16 protein-coding genes and 1 pseudogene are annotated in these 26,874 nt (G+C 56.9%); 11 read left to right on the top strand and 6 right to left on the bottom strand.

The window, feature by feature from the left end; translation table 11 throughout:
• Positions 1-167: 167 nt before the first annotated feature.
• The 3 genes from bcsG to bcsE are packed head-to-tail and all read right to left on the bottom strand — an operon-like array spanning position 168 to position 3,591.
• Positions 168-1,847, bottom strand: coding sequence for a cellulose biosynthesis protein BcsG (gene bcsG / locus OGX93_RS21180; protein ID WP_049009740.1), 1,680 nt, complete (start codon positions 1,845-1,847; stop codon positions 168-170).
• A complete protein-coding gene (bcsF, locus tag OGX93_RS21175; protein ID WP_012135666.1) occupies positions 1,844-2,035 on the bottom strand; it encodes a cellulose biosynthesis protein BcsF in 192 nt (63 codons plus the stop codon). The genes bcsG and bcsF overlap by 4 nt, the downstream gene beginning before the upstream one ends.
• Positions 2,032-3,591: a cellulose biosynthesis c-di-GMP-binding protein BcsE gene (bcsE, locus tag OGX93_RS21170; RefSeq protein ID WP_286487824.1), complete on the bottom strand. Its 1,560-nt coding sequence runs from the start codon at positions 3,589-3,591 to the stop codon at positions 2,032-2,034. Before bcsE ends, bcsF begins: the two co-directional genes overlap by 4 nt.
• Before the next feature lie 290 nt (positions 3,592-3,881).
• Between bcsE and bcsR the strand changes: the two genes are divergently transcribed.
• The 9 genes and pseudogenes from bcsR to OGX93_RS21125 all read left to right on the top strand — a co-directional run bounded on the left by bcsR (position 3,882) and on the right by OGX93_RS21125 (position 19,953).
• Positions 3,882-4,076: a cellulose biosynthesis protein BcsR gene (gene bcsR, locus OGX93_RS21165; protein WP_012135663.1), complete on the top strand. Its 195-nt coding sequence runs from the start codon at positions 3,882-3,884 to the stop codon at positions 4,074-4,076.
• An 11-nt stretch (positions 4,077-4,087) separates the two neighbouring features.
• A complete protein-coding gene (gene bcsQ, locus OGX93_RS21160; RefSeq protein WP_012135662.1) occupies positions 4,088-4,840 on the top strand; it encodes a cellulose biosynthesis protein BcsQ in 753 nt (250 codons plus the stop codon).
• Positions 4,837-7,472 (top strand): annotated as a pseudogene (gene bcsA / locus OGX93_RS21155) (UDP-forming cellulose synthase catalytic subunit). The gene bcsQ and the pseudogene bcsA overlap by 4 nt, the downstream one beginning before the upstream one ends.
• Positions 7,473-7,482: 10 nt before the next feature.
• Positions 7,483-9,834, top strand: coding sequence for a cellulose biosynthesis cyclic di-GMP-binding regulatory protein BcsB (gene bcsB / locus OGX93_RS21150; RefSeq protein ID WP_012135659.1), 2,352 nt, complete (start codon positions 7,483-7,485; stop codon positions 9,832-9,834).
• Between the two features lie 3 nt (positions 9,835-9,837).
• Entirely contained in the window at positions 9,838-10,947 is a 1,110-nt protein-coding gene (gene bcsZ / locus OGX93_RS21145) for a cellulose synthase complex periplasmic endoglucanase BcsZ (protein WP_080975444.1), read from the top strand.
• Positions 10,929-14,513 carry a cellulose synthase complex outer membrane protein BcsC gene (gene bcsC / locus OGX93_RS21140; RefSeq protein WP_286448910.1) on the top strand — a complete coding sequence of 1,195 codons (3,585 nt, stop codon included), beginning with the start codon at positions 10,929-10,931 and terminating at the stop codon, positions 14,511-14,513. The genes bcsZ and bcsC overlap by 19 nt, the downstream gene beginning before the upstream one ends.
• Before the next feature lie 276 nt (positions 14,514-14,789).
• Positions 14,790-16,796 carry a biofilm formation regulator HmsP gene (gene hmsP / locus OGX93_RS21135; protein ID WP_024131042.1) on the top strand — a complete coding sequence of 669 codons (2,007 nt, stop codon included), beginning with the start codon at positions 14,790-14,792 and terminating at the stop codon, positions 16,794-16,796.
• Between the two features lie 157 nt (positions 16,797-16,953).
• Complete coding sequence (gene dctA / locus OGX93_RS21130) at positions 16,954-18,240, top strand: C4-dicarboxylate transporter DctC (protein ID WP_012135654.1); 1,287 nt, start codon at positions 16,954-16,956, stop codon at positions 18,238-18,240.
• A 219-nt stretch (positions 18,241-18,459) separates the two neighbouring features.
• Positions 18,460-19,953: a M16 family metallopeptidase gene (locus OGX93_RS21125; protein WP_047460417.1), complete on the top strand. Its 1,494-nt coding sequence runs from the start codon at positions 18,460-18,462 to the stop codon at positions 19,951-19,953.
• A gap of 86 nt (positions 19,954-20,039) precedes the next feature.
• On the opposite strand, the gene kdgK is transcribed toward OGX93_RS21125, so the two are convergent.
• Positions 20,040-20,969, bottom strand: coding sequence for a 2-dehydro-3-deoxygluconokinase (gene kdgK, locus OGX93_RS21120; protein ID WP_012135652.1), 930 nt, complete (start codon positions 20,967-20,969; stop codon positions 20,040-20,042).
• Between the two features lie 232 nt (positions 20,970-21,201).
• On the opposite strand from kdgK, the gene pdeH reads away from it, so the two are divergent.
• Both pdeH and OGX93_RS21110 read left to right on the top strand, forming a co-directional pair.
• Positions 21,202-21,969 (top strand): cyclic-guanylate-specific phosphodiesterase, encoded by a 768-nt coding sequence (pdeH, locus tag OGX93_RS21115; protein WP_012135651.1) that lies wholly within the window; start codon positions 21,202-21,204, stop codon positions 21,967-21,969.
• 121 nt (positions 21,970-22,090) lie between these two features.
• A complete protein-coding gene (locus OGX93_RS21110) occupies positions 22,091-24,148 on the top strand; it encodes an AsmA family protein (protein WP_286448911.1) in 2,058 nt (685 codons plus the stop codon).
• Positions 24,149-24,207: 59 nt separating this feature from the next.
• Here the strand turns inward: OGX93_RS21110 and OGX93_RS21105 are convergent, their stop codons facing one another.
• Together OGX93_RS21105 and yhjD are read right to left on the bottom strand one after the other, a co-directional pair.
• On the bottom strand, positions 24,208-25,530 hold the full coding sequence (locus tag OGX93_RS21105; protein WP_049011539.1) for an MFS transporter: 1,323 nt from the start codon (positions 25,528-25,530) through the stop codon (positions 24,208-24,210).
• A 302-nt stretch (positions 25,531-25,832) separates the two neighbouring features.
• Positions 25,833-26,861, bottom strand: a complete 1,029-nt coding sequence (gene yhjD, locus OGX93_RS21100) for an inner membrane protein YhjD (RefSeq protein WP_286448912.1) — start codon at positions 26,859-26,861, stop codon at positions 25,833-25,835.
• Positions 26,862-26,874: the final 13 nt, after the last annotated feature.

Below are 26,874 nucleotides of genomic sequence, written 5' to 3'. Positions count from 1 at the left end.
GAAAAGTTGCCAGCTGGCAAGAATCTTTCCAGCGTGTTGCGGCGCTTGCGCGAGTTTTGCCGGATGGCGACGAAAGCGTCTTATCCGGCCTACAAATCGGCATAATTTCAGGAGATTGTGCCTGACCTGTAGGCCTGATAAGCGTAGCGCCATCAGGCCTTTTTCGTTTACTGCGGATAAGGCACCCAGTCGCCGCCGTTCAGACGCACATACGGTTTACCCTGATACTGGATAACCACCGCGTTGGCGTTTTCAGCGACCGGCGCGGTCTGCGGCAACCCACGGGTGAGCTGATCCCAGTTGACGTTGTCTTCGACAAACAGTTTGCCGTCAAGGGCGCGCACCACCAGTTCGGAAATCGCCAGGTAGCTGCTCGGCTGGTCAATCTCAATCGATGCGCCCTGATGAGGCGTTTTCATACCGAAGAATTTCACCGCTGCCGGTACGTTGGTGATCGACGGGCTGGGGATGTCGCGTAGCCCGGAAACCTGCATTCTGTCGCCTTTGAGCGCGCCGCCGTGTTCCGGGACCATCACCACCATCACTTTACGGCCCGATTTCTCCAGTTCGGTAAAGAAGGCGTCCAGCTCATCGAACAGCTTTTGCGCGCGAATTTTGTAATCCGCCGTTTTACTGACGCCAGGGAAGTGGTTTCCGTCGTGCAGCGGCAGAGTGTTATAGAACGTTGCGCTACGCGAGTTCTGATCTTTCTCGGTGGTTTCCAGCCAGCGGTTGAGCACGGCGGTGTCGTCATAAACCGGAGAACCGTCAAAGCCCAGCAGCGTGACGGGCAGCCCTTTTTGATCCATCAGCTCCGTCTGCATACCGCCATTCTCACGTACTTCTTTCAGGAAGCCGCCAAATTCGCCGTTATGACCCATCATCAAATGCTGCGTGAAGCCCAGCTTCGACAGGTTATCAAACAGGTAGCAGTCGTTGCCTGCCGGTTGATACAGATTCGTGTGCGACGACTGGCCGCAGCTGGCGCGCAGCAGGCGGATCGCCGCCGGGCCGCTGTAGGAGGTGGCGGAGTTAAAGTGCTTAAACAGAATATCGAAATGCGACCATAACGGATGTGACATCAGGCCTGCGGCTTCAACATCAGACCACGAGAGGGAACAGATGTTGATCACCAGCAGTTCAAACGGCTGCGCATCGGCCGGCAGCGCCGTCGGGAACGGCGTTTTTCGTTTTTCTTCCGCGTTATAGAAGGTGTTCAACCACGCGTTCAGATTGGCTGAGGTCGGAGGCGCGGTCTGCGCCGGGATATCGCCGACCACCGGGGTGTCTCCTGCCGTTGCGACCGTCGCCGCCGCAGAGCCGCCGGTGGTCGTCACCGTGTCGGTCGGCTGGCCGCCAGGCCACAGCGTAAAGACTGGCCCTGTCAGCGTCAGCACGTTCAGCCAGATCATAATGGCGACAACAAAAAGAGTGACCCGAATCCACTGCGATAAAAACAGCCAGGCGACGAGCAGCACAAACACGGCGCCGATCATCTGCCAGTTGATAAAGCGAGTCACCAGATCGAGCATATAGTCCGCGCTAAAACCCGCGACCTGCGAGCCCTGACTGATAATGCTTTGTGGGCCAGGCAGCCAGGTGTCATGCCAGAAAAGCGCAAAGCCGATTGGGATAGCGACCCAATGGCGCAGACGGTGCAGGCTGAGTTTGGGGACTGGCATTAACAAAAAGGCCATGAAGACCAGGTTCTGCAACGGATGGAAGTTGAGATATCCCGCCCAGAGCAGGCCAAACTTTACCAGAAAGTAGAAATTCCAGCCCGCAAGGCCGCGCCAGTATTGCCAGAGTGGTGAAGGCATGGATGAGGTTTGAGTATGCTGAGTCATTTTTTGTCTGCCTTGACGTTTGTTGCACGGCGCAAGGTTCCGGCGGGTTTTACATAACGGGGTCTGGCGAATAACAGTCGGGCTGTGTTACGGATGCGGCGAAGCGAATGGCGCGCCAGATAGCCCAGAGGAAAAAAGATCAGCGCGCAAAAGACGATGATCTGGATGATATCGTTGACGTTCATCATTGTGGGCGCTCCACGCTGTCATCCAGCAGTCGTAAGGGTTCGGGAATACGTCGCCAGACCCGCCCGTCATGCTCGGCATTGAGCACAGGGTTCGGCCCCTGAGTCAGCGGCAGCGGTGTGCCCCACAGTTCAGGCGACAGCAGGCGCATTTGCACGAGTTCAGCGCTGATTTGGTTATCTTCGAACCAGACCATGCGGTTGGAAAAGATATCGCCGGTCGGCAGCGGGAAGATATGGTTCAGCGCCGTGTCCAGATCGTTGACCCGACAGAATGATAAAAACAGCACCAGCCGGTTGCCGCCGATAGTCATGATATCGCCGGTACGGTTTGGGCGGCAGAGCGTCAGCGCCTGCTCGATGCGGATACCCGGCACCGGGCGCAATGCGACCATCACGCCTTTCCCGTCAGCGGGCAGCAGCGTGTTGCTCATCATGTTATGTACGGCTTCGCAGAAGACGTCCCATGTCTGGAAACCGCGCAGCTTCATGGGCTGCGTCATCGACAGGAGTGTGGCGATCTCTTCCGGGACGTAGCGGCTGAATTGCTGTCCCTGCACGCTTTCAATTAGCGTCAGGCAGCGGGAAAGCGGCGCATTCCACGGAATAACCATATTCGCGCCGCAGCCTAACAGCAGTCGCTCGTCGGTTGCTCGCAAACTGGCGAGATTTTCGCGGACGATAATTTTCAGCGCGCTTCCGCGCTGGCGGCGCAGCGTATGGATATTCCGCGCCATGGGTTCGATTTGGCTATTTTGCGTCAGGGAGAAGATGATCGTCGCCGCCTGCGCAGTTCGCGCCTCGTTGAACAAGGTTTCGTTATTATCAAAAAGCGCCCAGTGTTCCGACAGCGGCGGAGCGCCTTCAAGAACGGCGATATTGCTGAGGATGCGTTTTTCGTCGCTGCGCGGCTGAATGTTCGCCTCTTCCTTGTGAGCCAGCTCCCAGTGCGCATCTTTATGGCGCAGCGTCAGTTGTTGCCGGGCGCTGACCCCTTTTTCACTGCACCAGAACGCGATGTCGAACAGATGCTGGTCGCCCTGAAAACGTAAGCTGGCAAGGCCGAAAAGCGAACGATACTCCCCCATCAACAGGGAGAACTGTTTGTCATTATTATTTCCAGGGTTAATAACCAGAAGCGAACAGTGATGGAACCGGGTCCATTTATTCATTTTTTCCAGCCACTGATGAAGGCGTTCCCCTGATATATTTTGCCAGGCGTTATTCGCGCAAAGAAGAATGAAAAAGTAATGTGTGGGATCAACAGAACAAAGCAAATCGCGGGGCAAAAAGTATAACCCCTTTTCAGAATCCGACATTGAAAATAACTGGATTTTTTCCGGGCCGTGAGATTCATCTAATTTGATTAATTCACCCGGATCGCAGCCCATACAAATGACCGCGACTTTCGCGTTCCCTGCCTGCGAGGCAATCGTTTGATTCACCAGGCTGATGGCATCTTCATTGCGATCAGCGTCAACCCACCAGACACCGCCGGCAGGCATGTGGCGTAGTTCATCCCATAATGATGAGATGCCGATAGAAAATACGGGGTCCACAGCGTCCCTCTTGTCGCTATTTTATCTGTTTATCAGTTTACTAGCGAAAGCTCAGAAATAAACCTAACATTGAAATTAAAACACATCAGATTTAGCATATGAATCAATTCGGCGGGCAGGAAGCCTTGCGACCTCGGTCATGGTGTTTTCTTTACTCTTACAGTTTGCGTAACGGAAAGGCGAGAAATGAACGATCCCCTGCATTGAAGATTAACAGTGAAGAGGGGGGGATGCTGCCAGAAAAATTGTCTGAAGCATGGTGAGTATATTCAAAAGGGACACAATACAGAATGTATAACAACAACGAACCTGACTCTCAGTTTGATTCAGCATTGGGCTATACCTTTCAAAATGATTTTCTGGCGTTAAGTCAGGCTTTCTCCTTGCCCGAAATAGACTATACCGATATTTCCCAACGCGAACAGCTGGCTGCGGCGATTAAACGTTGGCCTTTATTGGCTGAATTTGCGCAACAACCATCATAAGGGAGTCAGGGATGTCCATTCTGGGATTGCAGGGCGTGCGCGGCGGTGTAGGCACCACATCAATCACTTCGGCGCTCGCCTGGGCGCTGCAAATACTCGGGGAAAATGTGCTGGTCGTTGATGCCAGCCCCGATAACCTGCTGCGTATGTCATTCAATGTCGATTTTGCCCATCGCGACGGCTGGGCCAGGGCGCTACTGGACGGTAAAGACTGGCGCGATGCCGGACTGCGTTATACCACCCAGCTCGATCTGCTGCCGTTCGGACAGCTTACGGTGGAAGAACGGGAGAATCCTCAGGAATGGGCGGAAAAGCTGGGAGCTATTTGCGCTGGCCTGCGCGAACTGAAAGAGAGCCGACGCTATTCGTGGATTTTGCTGGATCTTCCCCACGGCGTCTCACCGCTGACGCAACAGTTGGTCAGTCTCTGCGATCATACGCTGGCGGTGGTAAAAGCGGACACCAATTGCCATATCCGGCTGCATCAACAGGCGCTGCCCACGGGCGCGCATATTCTGATTAACGATTTACGCATTGCCAGCCAGTTGCAGGACGATCTGTACCAGGTCTGGCTGCAAAGCCAGCGTCGTTTGCTGCCGATGGTGATCCATCGCGATGAAGCGATGGCGGAGTGTATGGCTTCGAAACAGCCGCTGGGCGAGTACCGTGGCGATTCGCTGGCGGCAGAAGAGGTGCTGACGCTGGCAAACTGGTGTTTGCTGCACTATGCGGGCAATCGCGCCCCTGCCGGGAGCGCATCATGAACATCCTGACCCGGTGGCTTCTCATTCCGCCGGTCGGCGCACGCCTGAGCGAGCGCTATCAAGGGTATCGCCGTCATGGCGCGTCGCCGTTCAGTGCGATGCTGGGCTGCCTGTGGGTGATTCTGGCGTGGACTTTTATTCCGCTTGAGCATCCGCGCTGGCAGCGCATTCGCGCGCAGCATAAAGCGCTCTATCCGCACATTAACGCCAACCGACCGCGTCCGCTGGACCCGGCCCGCTATGCCATTCAAACGCTCTGGTTGATGGCCTTCTCGCCGCGTAAAGAGAAGAAGGTCGAACCGCGCTGGCGGTCGCTCTCCCGCCTGCTGGGCGTGCGCGGTCGCTCTCCCGCCTGCTGGGCGTGCGCGGTCGCTATCATCAGTGGATGGACACGCTGCCCGACCGCGTCAGTAAAAAGACCACGCACCTGGAAAGCGAAAAAGAGCTGGGCCATCTTAGCAACGGGGTGCGCCGCTTTATCCTCGGAGTTATCGTCACCTTTTCCCTGATTCTGGCGATCATCTGTATTACCCAGCCGTTTAACCCGCTGTCGCAGTTTATCTTCCTGATACTGCTGTGGGGCGTCGCGCTGCTGGTGCGGCGGATACCGGGGCGTTTCTCCGCCCTGATGCTGATCGTGCTGTCGCTGACGGTGTCATGCCGTTATATCTGGTGGCGCTATACCTCGACGCTAAACTGGGATGACCCGCTGAGCCTGGTTTGCGGGCTGATTTTGCTGTTTGCGGAAACCTACGCCTGGATTGTCCTGGTGCTGGGGTATTTCCAGGTTGTTTGGCCGCTTAACCGCCAGCCCGTGCCGCTACCGAAAGAGATGGCGCAGTGGCCGACGGTGGACATTTTTATTCCGACTTACAACGAAGACCTCAGCGTAGTGAAAAACACCGTTTATGCCTCGTTGGGCATCGACTGGCCGAAAGACAAGCTGAGCATCTGGATTCTTGACGACGGTGGGCGCGAAGAGTTCCGCCAGTTTGCCCAGACCGTTGGCGTACAGTACATCGCCCGTACCACGCATGAACACGCCAAGGCCGGCAACATCAATAACGCGCTGAAATACGCGAAAGGCGAGTTTGTCTCGATTTTTGACTGCGACCATGTCCCGACACGCTCGTTCCTGCAAATGACGATGGGCTGGTTCCTGAAAGAGAAAAAGCTCGCCATGATGCAGACGCCGCACCACTTTTTCTCGCCGGATCCGTTTGAGCGCAACCTCGGTCGTTTCCGTAAAACGCCGAACGAAGGCACGCTGTTTTATGGGCTGGTGCAGGATGGCAACGACATGTGGGATGCGACGTTCTTCTGCGGATCGTGCGCGGTGATTCGCCGTAAACCGCTGGATGAGATTGGCGGCATTGCCGTTGAGACCGTGACCGAAGATGCGCATACCTCGCTGCGCTTGCACCGTCGCGGCTACACCTCGGCCTATATGCGCATTCCACAGGCGGCAGGTCTGGCGACGGAAAGCCTGTCCGCGCACATCGGACAGCGTATTCGCTGGGCGCGCGGCATGGTGCAAATCTTCCGTCTGGATAACCCGCTGTTCGGCAAAGGCTTAAAGCTGGCGCAGCGTCTGTGTTACGTCAACGCCATGTTCCACTTTTTATCGGGTATTCCACGGCTCATCTTCCTGACGGCGCCGCTGGCTTTCCTGCTGCTGCACGCCTATATCATCTATGCGCCCGCGCTGATGATTGCGCTGTTTGTGTTGCCGCACATGATTCACGCCAGCCTCACCAACTCGAAGATTCAGGGGAAATACCGCCACTCCTTCTGGAGTGAGATCTACGAAACGGTGCTGGCCTGGTATATCGCGCCGCCGACGATGGTGGCGCTGATCAACCCGCATAAAGGGAAATTCAACGTTACCGCGAAAGGCGGGCTGGTAGAGGAAGAGTATGTCGACTGGGTGATTTCCCGGCCCTATATCTTCCTGGTGCTGCTCAACCTGCTGGGGGTCGTGGTGGGCGTCTGGCGTTACTACTACGGCCCCGCCAACGAAATACTCACGGTGATCGTCAGTCTGGTGTGGGTTTTCTATAACCTGATCATTCTGGGCGGCGCGGTGGCGGTCTCTGTGGAAAGTAAGCAGGTACGCCGGGCGCACCGCGTTGAAATCTCCATGCCGGCGGCCATTGCCCGTGAAGATGGCCACCTGTTCTCATGCACCGTGCATGACTTCTCCGACGGCGGCCTGGGGATTCGGATCAACGGGCAGGCGCAGGTGCTGGAAGGGCAAAAGGTTAATTTATTGCTTAAACGCGGCCAGCAAGAGTACGTCTTTCCTACTCAGGTCGTGCGCGTGCTGGGCAATGAGGTCGGGCTGCAATTGCTGCCGATGACCACGAAACAACATATCGACTTTGTGCAGTGCACATTTGCCCGCGCGGATACGTGGGCGCTCTGGCAGGACAGCTTCCCGGAAGACAAACCGCTGGAAAGCCTGCTGGATATTCTGAAGCTGGGCTTCCGTGGCTACCGCCATCTTGCGGAATTTGCTCCGTCTTCCGTCAAAGTAATTTTCCGTTCTCTGACGACGCTGGTTTCCTGGATTGTGTCGTTTATTCCGCGTCGCCCGGAGCGGCAGCCGGATCAGGTGATGGCTCAACAATGATGATAACGCGATGAAAAGAAAACTTTCCTGGGTTTATGCAGTGGCTATGGGGATAAGCGCTTTCCCCACTTTCATGACGAATGCGACGCCTGCAACGCAACCATTGATCAATGCTGAGCCAGCGCAAGCGCCGACAGCGCCTGCGCCAGAAACGCCGGAGCAGCCGGTCGGCCAGGTAATGCCGGGCGTGCCGGGCGCCGATGCGCCCGTGGTGGCGCAAAACGGGCCTTCCCGCGATGTGAAGCTGACCTTCGCGCAAATCGCGCCGCCGCCGGGCAGCATGGTGCTGCGTGGCGTGAACCCGAATGGCAGCATTGAGTTCGGTATGCGCAGCGATGAGGTGGTGTCGAAAGCGATGCTGAACCTGGAATACACCCCGTCGCCGTCGTTGCTGCCGATCCAGTCGCAGCTGAAGGTCTACCTCAATGATGAGCTGATGGGCGTGTTGCCGGTCACGAAAGAGCAACTGGGCAAAAAGACGCTGGCCCAGATGCCGATCAACCCGCTCTTTATCACCGATTTTAACCGCGTGCGGCTGGAGTTCGTCGGGCACTATCGTGATGTCTGCGAAAACCCGGCCAGCAGTACGCTCTGGCTGGATGTTGGCCGCAGCAGCGTGCTGGATCTGACGTACCAGACCCTGCCGGTGAAAAACGATCTGTCGCACTTCCCGGTGCCATTCTTTGATCCGCGGGACAACCGCCAGGTTACGCTGCCTGTGGTCTTTGCCGGTTCGCCGGATCTGATGCAGCAGCAGGCGGCATCCATTGTCTCTTCATGGTTCGGTTCGCGCGCAGGCTGGCGCGGCCAGCATTTCCCGGTGATGTACAACACGCTGCCGGATCGTAATGCCATCGTCTTTGCCACGAACGACAAGCGCCCTGATTTCCTGCGCGATCATCCGCCGGTAAAAGCGCCGGTGATTGAGATGATCAGCCACCCGGACAACCCATATGTGAAGCTGCTGGTGGTCTTTGGCCGCGACGATAACGATCTGTTGCAGGCGGCGAAAGGCATTGCGCAAGGGAATATCCTGTTCCGTGGCGACAGCGTGGTGGTGGATGAGGTGAAGCCTCTGCTGGCGCGTAAACCTTATGATGCGCCGAACTGGGTACGTACTGACCGTGCGGTGACGTTCGGCGAGCTGAAAACCTATAAAGAGCAGCTCCAGTCCACCGGGCTGGAACCTGCGGCGATTTCGCTGTCGCTGAATCTGCCGCCGGATCTCTATCTGCTACGCAGCAACGGTATTGATATGAATCTCAACTACCGTTACACCACGCCGCCGAGCAAAGACAGCTCGCGTATGGATATCAGCCTGAACGATCAGTTCCTGCAAGCGTTCAGCCTGAACAGCACCCAGGAAAGCAATCGCCTGCTGCTGCGTTTGCCGGTATTGCAGGGGCTGATTGACGGTAAAACGGACGTGTCGATCCCGGCGCTGAAGCTGGGGGCGATGAACCAGCTGCGCTTTGACTTCCAGTACATGAACCCGATGCCGGGCGGCTCGGTGGATAATTGCGTGACGTTCCAGCCGGTACAAAACCATGTGGTGATTGGCGACGACTCCACCATTGATTTCTCGAAATATTATCACTTTATCGCGATGCCGGACCTGCGTGCCTTCGCCAATGCGGGCTTCCCGTTCAGCCGGATGGCTGACCTTTCAGAAACCATTGCCGTGATGCCGAAAAACCCGAACGAAGCGCAGATGGAAACGCTGCTGGATGTGACCGGGACGATTGGCGCGCAGACCGGTTTCCCGTCGATTAACCTGAACATCACCGACGATAGCCGCCAGATTCAGGGTAAAGACGCGGATATTATGGTGATCGGGACAATCCCCGACGCACTGAAAGATGACAAACGCATCGACCTGCTGGTACAGGCGACGCAAAGCTGGGTGAACACGCCGATGCGCCAGACGACCTTCCCGAGCATCATGCCGGATGAGGCCGACCGCGCGCCGGATGCGAAATCCACCATCACTTCTGCTGGCGCGATGGCGGCGGTAGTGGGCTTCCAGTCGCCGTTCAACGACCAGCGTAGCGTGGTGGCGCTGCTGGCAGACAGCCCGCGCGGGTATGAACTGCTGACCGAAGCGATGAACGACAGCGGAAAACGCGCCGCCATGTTTGGCTCCGTGTCGGTGATCCGCGAGTCTGGCGTCAACAGCCTGCGGGTGGGCGATATTTACTACGTCGGGCATTTACCGTGGTTCGAACGCCTCTGGTACGCGTTATCGAATCATCCGGTGCTGCTGGCGATACTGGCGGCGGTTAGCGTCGTGCTGTTGGCCTGGGTTCTGTGGCGTCTGCTGCGCATTATCAGCCGTCGTCGACTCGATCCCGATAACGAGTAATCGATGATGAACGCGCTGCGTGGATGGATGTTAACTGCCCTGATGCTGGCGACCGTCAGCGTACAGGCGGCCTGTACGTGGCCGGCATGGATACAGTTCAAAAAGGACTATATCAGTCAGGAAGGACGGGTGATTGACCCCAGCGACGCGCGCAAAATCACGACGTCGGAAGGGCAAAGCTATGCGCTGTTCTTTGCCCTCGCCGCCAACGATCGGCCAGCATTTGACCTGATCCTCGACTGGACGCAAAACAACCTGGCGCAGGGTTCCTTACAGGCGCATCTGCCTGCCTGGTTGTGGGGGCAGAAAGACCCCTCGACCTGGGCGGTGCTGGATGCAAACTCCGCTTCCGACGGCGATATCTGGATGGCCTGGTCGCTGCTGGAAGCCGGGCGCCTATGGAAAACGTCGCGCTATACCGACACTGGCGCCGCGCTGCTAAAACGCATTGCGCGTGAAGAGGTGGTAACGGTGCCGGGGCTGGGTTCAATGCTGCTGCCGGGGAACGTGGGTTTTGCGGAAAAGACGCGCTGGCGCTTTAATCCGAGCTATTTACCCCCGCAGCTGGCGCAATATTTTACCCGCTTTGGCGCGCCCTGGACCACGCTGCGTGAAACCAATATGCGTTTGCTGATGGAAACCGCCCCGAAAGGGTTCTCGCCGGACTGGGTGCGCTATGAAAAAGACAAAGGCTGGCAGCTGAAACCGGAAAAAACGCTGGTCAGCAGTTACGATGCCATCCGCGTTTATTTATGGGCGGGGATGATGCACGACGGCGATCCGCAAAAAGCGCGGCTGCTGACGCGTCTGAAACCGATGGCGACGCTGACGACAAAAAACGGCGTTCCGCCAGAGAAGGTGGATGTCGCCAGTGGTAAAGCCCAGGGCGACGGGCCGGTGGGCTTTTCGGCTTCTTTATTGCCTTTCCTGCAAAACCGTGATGCTCAGGCGGTGCAGCGACAGCGCGTGGCGGACAATTTTCCCGGTAGCGATGCCTACTATAGCTATGTGCTAACGCTTTTCGGACAAGGATGGGATCAGCATCGTTTTCGCTTCACCGCTAAAGGTGAATTACTACCTGACTGGGGCCAGGAATGCGCAAGTTCAAATTAAGTCTCATCCATCTCATTTTGCCGGGTGGCGGTAACGCCTTATCCGGCCTACGGGATGCCGCTGATTGTAGGCCGGATAAGACGCTAAAGCGTCGCCATCGGGCCGTGCTCGGCCTGACGCTCGGCATCGCCTGGATGCCGTTCGCTGAGGCGGCGCCTTCCGCGCAACAGCAGTTGCTGCAACAGGTTCGGTTAGGCGAAGCCTCGCACCGTGAGGATTTGGTGCGCCAGTCGCTTTATCGCCTGGAACTGATCGACCCGAACAACCCGGAAGTGGTCGCCGCCCGGTTTCGCTACCTGCTGCGCCAGGGCGACAATGACGGGGCGCAGAAACAGCTCGACAGGCTTTCCCAGTTAGCGCCGAGTTCCAGCGCGTATCAGTCCTCCCGCACAACGATGATGCTTTCCACGCCGGAAGGACGCCAGTCCTTGCAGGAGGCGCGTTTACAGGCGACCACCGGTCATACCGAAGAAGCGCTTGCCGCTTACGACGCGCTGTTTAAAGGTCATCCGCCGCAAGGCGATCTGGCGGTGGAATACTGGACGACGGTGGCAAAATCTCCCGCGAGACGTAACGAGGCGATTAATCAGCTTAAAAGAATTAACGCCAGTACGCCGGGCAATACCGCTCTGCAAAACACGCTGGCGCAGTTGCTGTTTGACGGCGGGCGACGCGATGAGGGATTTGCCGTATTAGAGCAGATGGCGAAATCCAGCGACGGGCGCACGACGGCTTCTGCTCTCTGGTATCAGCAGATTAAAGATCTGCCTGCCAGCGACGCCAGCGTAAAAGCGCTGCAAAAATACCTGACGGTGTTTAGCGAAGGCGACAGCGTCAATGCCGCGCGCAGCAAGTTGAGTGAACAGCAGCAACAGCTTTCCGACCCGGCGTTCAGAGCCAGAGCGCAAGGCCTGGCGGCGGTGGAAGCCGGACAGGGCGGCAAAGCCGTAACGGAATTGCAGCAGGCGGTAAGCGCGGATCACCGCGACAGCGAAGCCGTCGGCGCGCTGGGGCAGGCCTATTCGCAGCGCGGCGATCGTGCCCGCGCGGTGGCGCAGTTCCAGAAAGCGCTTGCGATGGACCCGAACAGCAGCAGTCGCGGCAAATGGGAAAGCCTGCTGAAGGTAAACCGCTACTGGCTGGCGATTCAGCAGGGCGACGCCGCGCTGAAAGCGAATAACCCGGACCAGGCGGAACGCCTCTACCGGCAGGCCAGGAGCATCGACAATACCGACAGCTATGCCGTGTTGGGGCTGGGCGACGTGGCGATGGCGCGTAAAGATTATCCCGCCGCCGAGCGCTACTATCAGCAGACGCTGCGAATGGACAGCAGCAACAGCAACGCCGTGCGCGGCCTGGCGAATATCTATCGTCAGCAGTCCCCGGAGAAAGCCTCGGCGTTTATCGCGTCGCTCTCCAGTCGTCAGCGGCAAAGTATTGATGATATTGAACGTAGCCTTGAAAACGACCGGCTGGCGCAGCAGGCCGAAGCGCTGGAAAACCAGGGGAACTGGGCGCAGGCGGCGGAACTGCATCGTCGCAGGCTGGCGCTGGACCCCGGCAGCGTCTGGGTAACGTATCGTTTGTCCCGCGATCTGTGGAACGCCGGGCAGCGCAGCCAGGCCGATGCGCAAATGCGCGCGCTGGCGCGTCAGAAACCGAACGACCCGGATCAGGTGTATGCCTATGGGCTGTACCTCGCGGGCAACGATCAGGATCGCGCGGCGATGGCGCATATCAATAATCTGCCGCGTAGCCAGTGGAACAGTAACATTCAGGAACTGGCGGACAGGCTGCAAAATAATCAGGTGCTGGAAACCGCCAGCCGCCTGCGTGATAGCGGCAAAGAGCGGGAAGCGGAAACGCTGCTTCGCCAACAGCCCGCCTCTACGCGCATTGATTTAACCCTTGCCGACTGGGCGCAGCAGCGGCGCGATTATTCTTCGGCGCGCGCCGCCTATGATGCGGTTCTGGCGCGGGAGCCGGGTAATGTCGATGCCCGACTTGGCCTGACGGAAGTCTATATTGCGCAGGGCGATAACGCGGCGGCGTGGGCGGAACTGGCGAAACTTCCCGCCCCGGCGACCGGGGAGCCGCTGTCCATCAATATGCAGCGCCGTATAGCGCGGGCTCAGGCGCAACTGGGCGATACCGTCGCGGCGCAGCAGACCTTCAACACGATTGTGCCGCAGGCGAAGTCACAGCCGCCTTCTATGGAAACTGCGATGGTGCTGCGCGACGCGGCGGGCTTTCAGGCGCAAAACGGCGAACCGCAGCAGGCGCTTGAGACGTACAAAGACGCGATGGTGGCTTCCGGCATTACGCCGACCCGCCCGCAGGATAATGACACCTTTACTCGCCTGACCCGTAATGACGCGAAAGATGACTGGTTAAAACGCGGCGTGCGCAGCGATGCGGCGGATTTATATCGACAGCAGGATCTGAACGTCACGCTGGAGCATGATTACTGGGGATCGAGCGGCACCGGCGGCTACTCCGATCTGAAAGCGCATACCACCATGTTCCAGGTTGACGCGCCGTTGTCAGATGGCCGGATGTTCTTCCGTGCTGACCTGGTGAACGTGGATGTCGGCAGTTTCTCGACCCATGCGGACGGCACCTGGGACAAGAACTGGGGCACCTGTACGCTGCATGACTGTAGCGGCAACCGCAGCCAGTCTGATACCGGCACGAGCGTGGCGGTCGGCTGGAAAAACAAGACCTGGAGCTGGGATATCGGGACTACGCCGATGGGCTTTAACGTTGTCGATGTGGTTGGCGGCGTGAGCTACAGCAATGATATCGGGCCGCTGGGCTATACGCTGAACGCGCACCGTCGGCCAATCTCCAGCTCTCTGCTGGCCTTCGGCGGGCAGAAAGACGCGCCGAGCAACACGGGCACAAAATGGGGCGGCGTGCGTGCGGACGGCGGCGGTGTGAGCCTGAGCTATGACAAAGGTGAAGCCAACGGCGTCTGGGCTTCGCTGAGCGGCGATCAACTGACCGGTAAGAACGTCGCGGATAACTGGCGCGTGCGCTGGATGACGGGCTATTACTATAAAATCATCAATGAGAATAACCGTCGCGTCACCGTCGGCCTGAACAATATGATCTGGCACTACGACAAAGACCTGAGCGGGTATTCGCTGGGGCATGGCGGTTATTACAGTCCGCAGGAGTATGTGTCGTTCGCCGTGCCGGTGATGTGGCGGCAGCGTACGGAAAACTGGTCGTGGGAGCTGGGCGGTTCGGTATCCTGGTCGCATTCACGCACCAAAACCATGCCGCGTTATCCGCTGATGAATTTGATCCCGACGGATTACCGCGAAGAGGCGGCCACGCAGACGAATGGCGGCGGCAGCAGTCAGGGCTTTGGTTATACGGCGCGGGCGCTGATCGAGCGACGGGTGACGTCTAACTGGTTCCTCGGAACGGCAATTGATATTCAGGAAGCGAAGGATTATACGCCGAGCCATTTACTGCTGTATGTGCGTTATTCCGCTGCGGGATGGCAGGGCGATATGGATTTACCGCCGCAGCCGCTGGTGCCGTACGCGGACTGGTAAGCGCCGAACGCCTGATGGCGACGCATTCGCGTCTTATCAGGCCTACAACGCGCGCTTGCGGCCACGCCGTCATCCGGCAATGCGCTCTTTCGTAGGCCGGATAAGGTGGTTACGCCGTCATCCGGCAATGCGCGCTTTCGTAGGCCGGATAAGGCGGTTACGCCGCCATCCGGCACTGATGATTCGGAAAAGTCCTTTTCAGATACGGCCTCTCTTTATGTCTGCGCGATCGGGTATACTCTGGCGGCAGCCTGGGGATAGTCATGGAGAGTCAATTTGCGCGTCAGCCGCTCGTTAACAATTAAGCAGATGGCAATGGTTGCGGCCGTTGTCCTGGTGTTTGTATTTATTTTTTGCACCGTTTTGCTGTTTCATTTAGTACAGCAGAACCGCTATAACACGGCTACGCAACTGGAAAGTATCGCCCGTTCTGTCCGCGAACCGCTGTCCGCCGCAATCCTGAAAGCGGATATCCCTGAAGCGGAAACCATCCTGGCGCGCATTCAGCCTGCGGGCGTGGTCAGCCGCGCCGACGTGGTGCTGCCGAACCAATTCCAGGCGCTACGAATGAGTTTTATTCCTGAGCGCTCCGTCCCGGTGACGGTGACGCGTCTGTTTGAACTGCCGGTGCAGATCTCGCTGCCGGTCTATTCCCTTGAGCGGCCAGCCAACCCACAGCCGCTGGCGTATCTGGTGCTCCAGGCGGACTCGTTCCGCATGTATAAGTTCGTGATGAGCACGCTCTCGACGTTAGTGACCATTTACTTACTTTTATCGCTGATGCTGACGGTGGCGATAACCTGGTGTATGAACCGCCTGATTGTGCATCCTCTACGCAAAATCGCCCGGGAGCTTAACGATATCCCGCCGCAGGAGCTGACGGGCCATCAGCTGGCGCTGCCGCGTCTGCATCATGACGATGAGATCGGTATGCTGGTGCGTAGCTACAACCTGAATCAGCAGATTGCCCAGCGTCACAGCATTGAGCAAAACGATCATGCGATGCGCTTTCCGGTTTCCGAGCTTCCCAACAAGGCTTTTCTGATGGGGCTTCTGGAACAGGTTGTGACGCGTCAGCAGACGACGGCGTTAATGATTGTCACCTGTGAAACGCTGCGCGATACCGCAGGGGTGCTCAAAGAGACGCAGCGGGAAATCCTGTTGCTTACGCTGGTGGAAAAACTGAAATCGGTACTGGCGCCGCGAATGGTGCTGACGCAGGTAAGCGGCTTTGATTTTGCCATCATCGCGCACGGCGTAAAAGAACCGTGGCACGCGATTACGTTAGGTCAGCAAGTACTCACTGTCATTAATGAACGGCTGCCGATCGAAAGCATCCAGCTACGCCCCAGTTGCAGCATCGGGGTGGCGATGTTTTACGGCGACCTGACGGCCGAGGCGCTTTATGGTCGCGCCGTCTCCGCCGCCTTTACCGCCCGCCGCAAAGGTAAAAATCAGATTCAGTTCTTTGACCCGGCGCAGATGGAAGCCGCGCAGCAGAGATTGACGGAAGAGAGCGATATTCTCAACGCGCTGGATAACCACCAGTTCGCCATCTGGCTGCAACCGCAGGTGGAGATGTCCAGCGGTAAGGTCCTGAGCGCAGAAGCATTATTACGCGTGCAGCAGCCGGATGGCAGTTGGGAACTCCCGGAAGGGTTAATTGACCGTATCGAATCCTGCGGTCTGATGGTGACGGTCGGGTACTGGGTGCTGGAAGAGTCCTGTCGCCAGCTTTCCGCCTGGCAGGAGCGTGGCGTGATGATGCCGCTCTCGGTGAATCTTTCCGCATTGCAGCTCATGCACCCGAATATGGTGTCGGATCTGCTGGAGCTGCTAAGCCGCTATCGTATTCAGCCGGATACATTGATTCTGGAAGTAACGGAAAGCCGACGCATCGACGACCCGCATGCCGCCGTCGCCATCCTGCGCCCGCTGCGTAGCGCGGGCGTACGCATCGCGCTGGATGACTTTGGTATGGGATACGCAGGGTTGCGTCAGCTTCAGCACATGAAATCGCTGCCGGTCGATATACTAAAAATCGACAAAATGTTTGTTGAGGGATTGCCGGAGGATGACAGCATGGTCACGGCGATTATCCTGATGGCGCGCAGCCTTAACCTGAAAATGATCGCGGAAGGCGTGGAGACCGAAGCGCAGCGCGACTGGCTGGCGCAGGCAGGGGTGGACGTGGCGCAAGGTTTCTTGTTTGCCCGCGCGGTTCCGCCGGATGTGTTTGAAGAACGTTACCTGAAGAACGCGCAGCCTGATTACAAAACTTAAAAAAGGTCAGACTTGTGCGAGCCAGCTCAAAGTTTTTAACATTTTTGTTTCAATTATGATCCAGGTGCATTTCTGTCATGTTGTGTGGGTGTTATTTTAAGGCCGCAGGTTAACCATAACCTTACAAGACCTGTGGTTTTTACTTCAAGGACACCCTATGAAAACCTCTCTGTTCAAAAGCCTTTACTTTCAGGTCCTGACAGCAATTGCCATTGGTATCCTCCTTGGCCATTACTACCCTGAATTAGGCGCACAAATGAAACCGCTTGGCGACGCGTTCGTTAAGCTGATTAAGATGGTCATCGCACCGGTTATCTTCTGTACTGTCGTTACCGGCATTGCAGGTATGGAAAGCATGAAAGCGGTGGGCCGCACCGGTGCGGTTGCGCTGCTTTACTTTGAGATTGTCAGTACGATTGCGCTGATCATTGGTCTCATTATCGTCAACGTCGTTCAGCCTGGCTCCGGGATGAACGTCGATCCGGCGACGCTGGATGCTAAAGCGGTGGCGATCTACGCCGAACAAGCAAAAGACCAGGGAATCGTGGGCTTCCTGATGGATATCATCCCGGGCAGCGTCATCGGCGCGTTCGCCAGCGGTAATATCCTACAGGTTCTGCTGTTTGCGGTGATGTTCGGCTTTGCGCTGCATCGTCTGGGCAGCAAAGGCCAGCTGATTTTCAACGTGATTGAAAGCTTCTCGCAGGTCATTTTCGGCATCATCAACATGATCATGCGCCTGGCGCCTATCGGTGCTTTCGGTGCGATGGCCTTTACTATCGGTAAATACGGCGTGGGTACGCTGGTGCAGTTGGGGCAGCTGATTGTCTGCTTCTACATCACCTGTATTCTGTTCGTGGTGGTGGTGCTTGGCTCGATTGCCCGCGCAGCTGGCTTCAGCATTTTTAAATTTATCCGCTACATCCGTGAAGAACTGCTGATTGTGCTGGGGACGTCCTCCTCCGAATCCGTGCTGCCGCGTATGCTGGATAAGATGGAAAAGCTGGGCTGCCGTAAGTCGGTGGTGGGGCTGGTTATTCCCACAGGCTACTCGTTTAACCTGGACGGAACCTCGATCTATCTGACGATGGCGGCGGTGTTTATCGCCCAGGCGACCAACAGTCATATGGATATCTTCCATCAGGTAACTCTGCTGGTGGTGCTGCTGCTCTCCTCGAAAGGGGCGGCCGGGGTAACGGGGAGCGGATTTATCGTGCTGGCTGCGACGATCTCTGCGGTGGGCCACTTACCGGTTGCGGGTCTGGCGCTGATCCTCGGTATCGACCGCTTTATGTCTGAAGCCCGCGCGCTGACCAACCTGGTCGGTAACGGCGTGGCAACGGTCGTTGTGGCGAAGTGGGTGAAAGAACTGGACCACAAAAAGCTGGATGATGTGCTGAATAATCGTGCGCCTGATGGCAAAACGCACGAATTATCCTCTTAATCTCACCTCTTATGCCCGCAGTCCCTTCCAGGACTGCGGGTGTTTGCGCATAATTGACCCCTGCACCCGAATCACTCAACATGTGGCTTCGGGATTTTTTCACTTCTGGCGTGACATTTTTATGTTCGCGCGGTCTAACACGAAGTGTTTTTAACGTCATATTCAGATAAGCCTTCCAGGCTGTCTTTTTATTACCAGGATTGTTGATCAGGGGTTTACATGCAGGGCACAAAAATTCGACTCTTAGCGGGCAGTCTGCTGATGATGGCTACTGTCGGCTATGTGCAGGCAGATGCGCTCCAGCCTGACCCGGCATGGCAACAGGGGACGCTGGCAAATGGATTACAGTGGCAAGTATTAGCTACCCCGCAGCGCCCAAGCGATCGTATTGAGGTTCGTCTGCTGGTCAATACCGGTTCGCTCACCGAAAGTACGCAACAGAGCGGTTTCAGCCATGCCATTCCCCGTATCGCGCTGACGCAAAGCGGCGGCCTTGACGCCGCGCAAGCACGTTCACTCTGGCAGCAGGGCTTTGACCCCAAACGCCCTGTGCCGCCCGTTATCGTTTCTTATGATTCCACGTTATATAACCTCAGCCTGCCCAACACCCGTAACGATCTGCTAAAAGAGGCGCTCTCTTATCTGGCGCATACCTCCGGCAAACTGTCCATCACGCCAGAGACAGTTGCGCATGCAGTCAATAGTGAAGATATGGTTGCCACCTGGCCTATGGACACCAAAGAGGGCTGGTGGCGCTATCGTCTGAAAGGGTCTGCGCTGTTAGGCCACGATCCGGCCGAGCCGCTGAAACAGCCTGTGGATGTGGAGAAACTTAACGCGTTTTACCAGAAATGGTACACCCCGGACGCGATGACGCTGATTATCGTCGGTAACGTGGACGCGCGTTCGGTTTCTGAGCAGATCAACAAAACCTTCGGCGAGTTGCAAGGCAAGCGTGAAACGCCTGCGCCGGTGCCGACGCTTTCCCCTCTGCGCGCCGAAGCGGTCAGCATTATGACTGACGCCGTGCGCCAGGATCGTCTCTCCATCATGTGGGATACGCCGTGGCAGCCCATTCGCGAGTCCGCCGCGCTGCTGCGCTACTGGCAGGCGGATTTAGCCCGTGAAGCCCTGTTCTGGCATGTTCAGCAGGCGCTCAGCAAGAACAACGCCAAAGAGATTGGTCTCGGCTTTGACTGCCGGGTGCTGTTCCTGCGTGCGCAGTGCGCGATCAACGTTGAATCCCCCGGCGATAAGCTGAATCTGAACCTGGGGCTGGTGGCGCGTGAACTGGCGAAAGTCCGTGATAACGGCTTGCCGGAAGAGGAGTTTAACGCGCTGGTGGCGCAGAAGAATCTGGAGTTGCAGAAGCTGTTCGCCACTTATGCGCGTACCGATACCGATATCTTGATCAGCCAACGGATGCGCTCGTTGCAAAATCAGGTGGTCGATATTGCCCCGGAACAGTACCAGCGTTTACGGCAGAACTTCCTGAATAACCTGACCGTTGAGATGTTGAATCAAAACCTGCGTCAGCAGCTATCGCAAGATATGGCGTTGATTCTGCTTCAGCCGAAGGGCGAACCGGAGCTGAATATGAAGGACCTACAGGCAACGTGGGATCAAATCATGGCGCCAGTGACAGCAGCAGCAACAAGCGCAGAAACCGATGATGTCCACCCGGAAGTCACGGATATCCCGGCTGCGCAGTAGCAGTAGGCCGGATAAGGCGGTCACGGCCGCCATCCGGCGAGAATGTCATGCCCGATGGCGCTACGCTTATCCGGCCTACAGTGCGGTTATTGCGGCATTGCATCGCGTGGGATAATCGCCCCGCGATGCTGAATGACCGTGCTGGCGGTCAGGTGCCCGCGCTGTGCGGCCCCGGCAGCGTCGCCGCCGGTTAAACGTATTGCCAGATACCCGGCGCTAAAGGAGTCGCCCGCTGCGGTGGTGTCGATCACTTTCTCTTTTGGCAATTTCACCGCCGGAACGTCAATCACCTCTTCGCCTTTGATGGAAACCAGGCAGGAATCTGCGCCGCGTTTCACCACCACTTCCTGGACGCCTGCGTCGTGCGTGCGGGCAATGACCTCGGCAACCGGCTTTTCACCCCACAACGCGTCTTCATCATCCAGCGTCAGGAACGCGATATCCGTGCATTCCAGCATCTGCTGATATACCTGCTGCGTCTCTTCTTTGCTTGCCCACAGGCGCGGGCGATAGTTGTTGTCAAAAATGACTTTCCCGCCGTTGGCGCGGCATTCGCGCAGCAGCGACAGTAATTTATCGCGGCTGGACGGGCTTAAAATGGCAAGGCTGATCCCGCTCAGGTAGAGGTAGTCGAAGGTCGCCAACTCTTCGCAGATTGCCGCAGACTGCTCGCTCTCCAGCCAGAATTTCGCTGCCGCCTCGTTGCGCCAGTAATAGAAAGTGCGTTCGCCAGTGCTGTCCGTCTCGATGTAATAGAGGCCCGGTAGACGGTTTTCCATGCGCTGCGTGAGGGAGGTATCGACATTTTCGCCTTGCCATGAATCCAGCATTTGCTGGCTGAAGCTGTCAGTGCCCAGCGCCGTCACGTAGTGTACGGACAAGGCCGCAGAATCGACCTGACGGGCGATGTAAACGGATGTATTCAACGTGTCGCCACCGAAACCGCGCTGAACGTCTGCGCCTTTCTGTGACAGCTCAATCATGCATTCGCCAATCACGGCAATCTTTTTGGACATAGTCGTGAACCTGCTCTGAAAAAAATTAGCGTTAGTGTGCGCTGTGGTGTATTCAGTGGTCAACTATATTAAAACATCGTTCCATTATTTTTTTGAGCCAACGCGTATTCTGTGTTGATTTTTGTCATGCTGTTTCTATTTTGCGGGGCGCTGAACATAAAGTTCTTTGCCAGAGCGCCGATAACCTTTGACGAGTCCGGGCAGTCACACTCTCATTAACAGGACATCTGAGATGATAAAGCAGGTTATCCAGCAGCTAAGCATTCCTGAGGCAAGCATTGAAAGCTTGCAGGAGCGGCGCTTTTGGTTGCAGTGCGAACGTGCTTACACTTATCAGCCAATCTACCAGACCAACGGGCGATTGATGGCCGTGGAACTGCTGACGGTTGTGGTACACCCGGATAACCCTTCCCGGCGCGTTGCCCCGGATCGCTATTTTGCCGAACTGGCGGTAAGACACCGCGTGGATGTGGTGAAAGAACAGCTCCAGTTTCTGGAGCAGAAAGCCGATTTTTTCATGCGTCATGACCTGCTGGCCTCGGTCAATGTCGATGGCCCGACGCTGATCGCGATGCGTCAGCAGCCAGAGGTATTGAAAACGATTGAGCGCCTGCCCTGGCTGCGATTCGAACTGGTGGAACATATTCGTTTACCGAAAGACTCTTCGTTCGCCTCAATGTGTGAATTCGGCCCGCTCTGGCTGGATGATTTCGGCACCGGCATGGCGAATTTCTCTGCCCTGAGCGAAGTGCGTTACGACTACATCAAAGTGGCGCGGGATCTGTTTGTGATGCTGCGCCAGACGCCGGAAGGGCGAAACCTCTTTACGCTGCTGCTGCAACTGATGAACCGCTATTGCCGCGGCGTTATCGTCGAAGGCGTGGAAACGCTGGAAGAGTGGCGCGATGTACAACGTTCGCCCGCTTTCGCGGCGCAGGGGTATTTTCTGTCGCGTCCTGTTCCGCTGGAGAACCTTGAACAGGTGATCCTGATGCTGTAATACCCGCTGTTTCCCGGAATGGCGCGTCTTTCACGCGGTATTCCAGGACGCAGCCTGCCTCCCTTTTCCGTCTGCTGGACTATCTTTAGGACTGGCAAGGAAAGAAGTGAGGAAGTAAAACATGACGAAAGCAGGCAAAATAACCGCTGCCATATCAGGGATTTTGTTGTTGTTGATCGTCGTACTCATCGTCCTGATTGCGACATTTGACTGGAATCGCCTCAAACCGACCATCAACCAGAAAGTCTCTACAGAACTCAACCGGCCATTCGCCATTCGCGGCGATCTGGGCGTGGTGTGGGAACGTCAAAAACAGGAAACCGGCTGGCGAAGCTGGGTGCCCTGGCCGCACGTTCATGCCGAAGACATTATCCTCGGCAATCCGCCGGATATCCCCGAAGTCACGATGGTGCATCTCCCGCGCGTTGAAGCCACGCTGGCGCCGCTGGCGTTGCTGACCAAAACCGTCTGGCTGCCGTGGATCAAACTGGTGAAGCCTGACGCCCGCCTTATCCGCCTCTCGGAGAAAAACAATAACTGGACCTTCACTCTTGCGGCTGACGAGAAAAACGATCCCAATGCGCAGCCGTCCGCCTGGTCGTTCCGTCTGGATACGATTTTGTTCGATCAGGGGCGTATCGCCATTGATGATAAGGTCAGCAAAGCCGATATCGAGATCCTGGTTGATCCGCTGGGTAAACCACTGCCTTTTAGCGAAGTCACGGGAGCCAAAAGCAACAACGACAACAACGTGGGGGATTATGTTTTCGGCCTTAAGGCGCAGGGGCGTTATAACGGGGAACCGCTGACCGGCACGGGCAAAATTGGCGGTATGCTGGCGTTACGCAGCGAAGGCGCGCCTTTCCCGGTGCAGGCTGACTTCCGCTCGGGCAATACTCGCGTGGCCTTTGCCGGGGTGGTCAACGATCCGCTGAACATGGGCGGCGTCGATCTCCAGCTTAAGTTTTCCGGCGACTCGCTGGGCGAATTGTACGATCTGACCGGCGTACTGCTGCCGGACACGCCGCCGTTTGAAACGGACGGTCGCCTGGTGGCGAAAATCGATACGGAGACATCCTCGGTTTTTGACTACCGCAATTTTAATGGCCGCATCGGCGACAGCGATATTCACGGCTCTCTTGCTTACACCACCGGCAAGCCGCGCCCCAAACTGGAAGGGGATGTGGAGTCGCGCCAGCTTCGCCTGGCTGACCTGGGGCCGCTGATCGGTGTGGATTCCGGGAAGGGGGCGCAACAGTCGAAACGCGCCGAGCAAAGCAAGGGCGAAAAGAGCATTCAGCCTGCCGACAAAGTGCTGCCTTATGACCGCTTTGAAACCGATAAATGGGACGTGATGGATGCCGACGTGCGCTTTAAGGGTAGGCGCATTGAGCACGGCAGCAGCCTGCCGGTCAGCGATCTCTCTACCCATATCATCCTGAAAAATGCCGATTTACGTTTGCAGCCGCTGAAGTTTGGCCTGGCAGGCGGCAACATTGTCTCCAGCATTCATCTGGAAGGGGATAAAAAGCCGATGCAGGGAAGGGCGAATATCCAGGCGCGTCGTCTTAAACTGAAAGCGCTGATGCCGGATGTCGAACTGATGCAGAAAACATTGGGCGAAATGAACGGTGACGCGGATATCCGGGGAAGCGGCAATTCAGTGGCGGCGCTGTTAGGTAACAGTAATGGCAACCTGAAGCTGCTGATGAACGATGGCGTGATCAGCCGCAACCTGATGGAGATTGTCGGCCTGAACGTGGGCAACTTTATTGTCGGGCAGATATTTGGCGACGATGAGGTACGGGTCAACTGCGCGGCGGCTAATCTTGACATCGTTAATGGCGTTGCGCGCCCGCAAATCTTTGCTTTTGATACGGAAAATGCGTTGGTTAACGTCACCGGAACCGCGAGTTTCGCCTCTGAGCAACTGGATTTAACCATCGATCCAGAGAGCAAAGGGATTCGCATTATTACGCTGCGTTCGCCGCTGTATGTGCGCGGGTCGTTTAAAAACCCGCAGGCGGGGGTGAAAGCCGGGCCGCTGATCGCGCGAGGCGCGGTCGCTGCGGCGCTGGCGACGTTAGTCACGCCTGCCGCCGCGCTTCTGGCGTTGATTTCCCCGTCAGAAGGCGATGCGAATCAGTGTCGGACGATTTTGTCGCAGATGAAGAAATGATGATAGTGCCGGATGGCGGTGTAAACACCTTATCCGGCCTACGGGTGATGGCGGTCAAATCACAACGACTGGTGGCGCGTCTCGTGGGTCAACAGCAGCGCAATCAGCGTCAGGGCGGCCATTGACGCCAGATAGGTGCCGACCGCCGCCAGACCGTAGTTCCCCTGCAACCATGCGGCAATATATGGCGCTACGGACGCGCCAAGAATTGACGACACGTTATACGAGAAGGATGCGCCGGTGTAGCGAACTTCTGTCGGGAACAGCTCCGGCAACAGCGCGCCCATCGGGCCGAAGGTCAGCCCCATCAGACTCAGCCCCAGCAGCAGGAAAACGAATATCAATGCCGGATTACCGGAACCGAGCAACGGTTTAAAGGCAAACAGCGCGAACAGAATGATCATTGTCGTGATAATGACCATGCTCTTACGGCGACCAAAAGCGTCTGCCAGCAGGCCCGCAACCGGCACCATCACGCCAAAGCCGATCACCGCCAGCATCAACATCCACAACACCTCGTTACGCGGTAAACCGAGCCCCGCAGGAGCGGCTGCGGTACTGTACGTCATGGAATAGACCGTCATGATGTAGAACAGCGTATAGGTCGCCAGCATGATGAATGTCCCGAGTACCGTTACGCGTACGTGCCGGGTCAGCAGGGTGCCCAGCGGGATTTTTACCTGCTTTTTCGCCGCAGCGACCTTAGCGAATACCGGTGTTTCATGCAGCGAGACGCGGACGTACAGGCCGATAATGACCAGCACCGCAGAGAAAATGAACGGTAAACGCCAGCCCCAGGTCATGAACTGCTCATCGGTCAGCAGCCAGGAGAGGAGCAGGAACGTGCCGTTGGCGAAGAAGAAGCCGATAGGCGCGCCAAGCTGCGGGAAAGAGCCGTACAGCGCGCGCTTGCGCGGCGGGGCGTTTTCGGTCGCCAGCAGCGCCGCGCCGCCCCATTCTCCGCCGAGACCCAGACCCTGGCCAAAGCGCGCCAGCGCCAGCAGCAGCGGGGCGAAAATGCCAATGGTGGCATAGCCCGGCAGCAGGCCGATCACGACGGTGGAGATCCCCATCGTCAGCAATGACGCCACCAGCGTCACTTTACGCCCGACGCGGTCGCCGAAGTGGCCGAATAGCGCAGAGCCAATTGGGCGCGCGACAAAGGCGATGGCGAAGGTGGCGAGGGACTGAAGCGTTGCCGCTGCCGGATCGCCCTGCGGGAAGAAAATATGGGGGAACACGATTACCGCGGCAGTCGCGTAAATGTAGAAGTCGAAGAACTCAATGGCGGTGCCGATGAGGGAGGCAACGACGACTTTATTGCGCGAGTTTACCGGAACGTGTTCCTGTTCGTTGTCGAGTGTGGTGGCGGTTGCTTGCATAGTATTTTCTTATTTTTTGGCGAACGAACGGCCATATTACGCACAGCAAAAGCGACATTTCAATCTGTAACAAAGCGGGATTTTGCTCAAATAATGGTCAAAAAGGGGATAATGTTTAGACCTGCGATTTCACGTCTATGAAATGCTTCACACAATTTTAAACTTAGATGATAAAACTGGTTTTAGGTTAAATAAAAGTTACGGTCTGGATTTATATGCTGCAATGCGTGCCGTATAAGGCGTAGCGACCTGCCGGGCGGTAGGCCGGATAAGCATCGCGCCATCCGGCATCAAATGATGAACTAGCGGTGGGTTTTCCCTGGCATACGCGGGTCGTCTTTGTATTCGGCGGTGGCTATCCAGGCCGCGCAAAACAGCGTCAGGCGGGCAAAGAAGTAGAAGAACGCCATCAGGCCAAGCACGGAACCGAATGCGGCGCCGGACGGGGATTTCACCAGAGAAGGCAGCGTGTAGGTCATGATGATTTTGATCACCTCAAAACCGATCGCGGCGATAAACGTACCGCGAATCAATGCCTTCTTGCGCGGTCGGTGGCGCGGTAGCCGCCAGAAAATCCAGAAGAACAGCAGGTAGTTGGCGAAAATCGAAATGGCCAGCCCAATCAACCGCCAGGCGGGTTTTAGCCACTCAATGCTGTCGAGATACAGCGCGGAGATAATCATCTGCTGCGCAGAACCGGCAATCGAGGTAATGGACAGCGTGATAATCAGCGCAACCAACAGCCCAATCAGCGAGACAAAATCGCGCAGGTATTTTATCCAGATTTTTTCCTGATCCTGCGGGGTGCGCTCCCATACGTCCCGCGACTGAGCGCGAATCGCTTCACGCAGGTTGCCCATCCAGTTGATCCCGGAATAGAGCGCAATGCCCAGCCCCACCAGGCCGACGGTGGTTCGCTGCTGAACGGCGGTGTTGATGGTGCTTTTCAGCGTGGACGCCAGCGTAGGATCGCTGACGTTCATCAGGATTTTATTGAAGATGTCCTCTAACAGCGTGGGATGTGACGCGAGAATAAAACCGGCGGCGGCAAACGACACCATCAGGACAGGGATCATCGACAGAAACGAGAAATAGGTGATAGCGGCGCCAAACTGGTTGCCCAGCCGATCGTTAAAACGCTCTGCGGCGCGGATCAGGTGGGCAATCACCGGCTGACGCTGGATTCTCGCTGCCGTCGTGGAGACCGTTTTGAGCGCCTGGGTGGTCTTGTTGTTTGTTTCTGGTTCGTCACGATCGTGCGTCTCCACTTTGGGCACCGGCGCATGGTCGAGTTCCTGAATAGGGCGTTTTACGTCTTTTTCCTGCGTCATCAGGTCGATAGTC

This window comes from Citrobacter sp. CK195, from assembly GCF_030333365.1.
In the GTDB taxonomy this organism is placed as follows: domain Bacteria; phylum Pseudomonadota; class Gammaproteobacteria; order Enterobacterales; family Enterobacteriaceae; genus Citrobacter_B; species Citrobacter_B koseri.
This window is presented reverse-complemented; position numbering and strand designations above follow the sequence as displayed.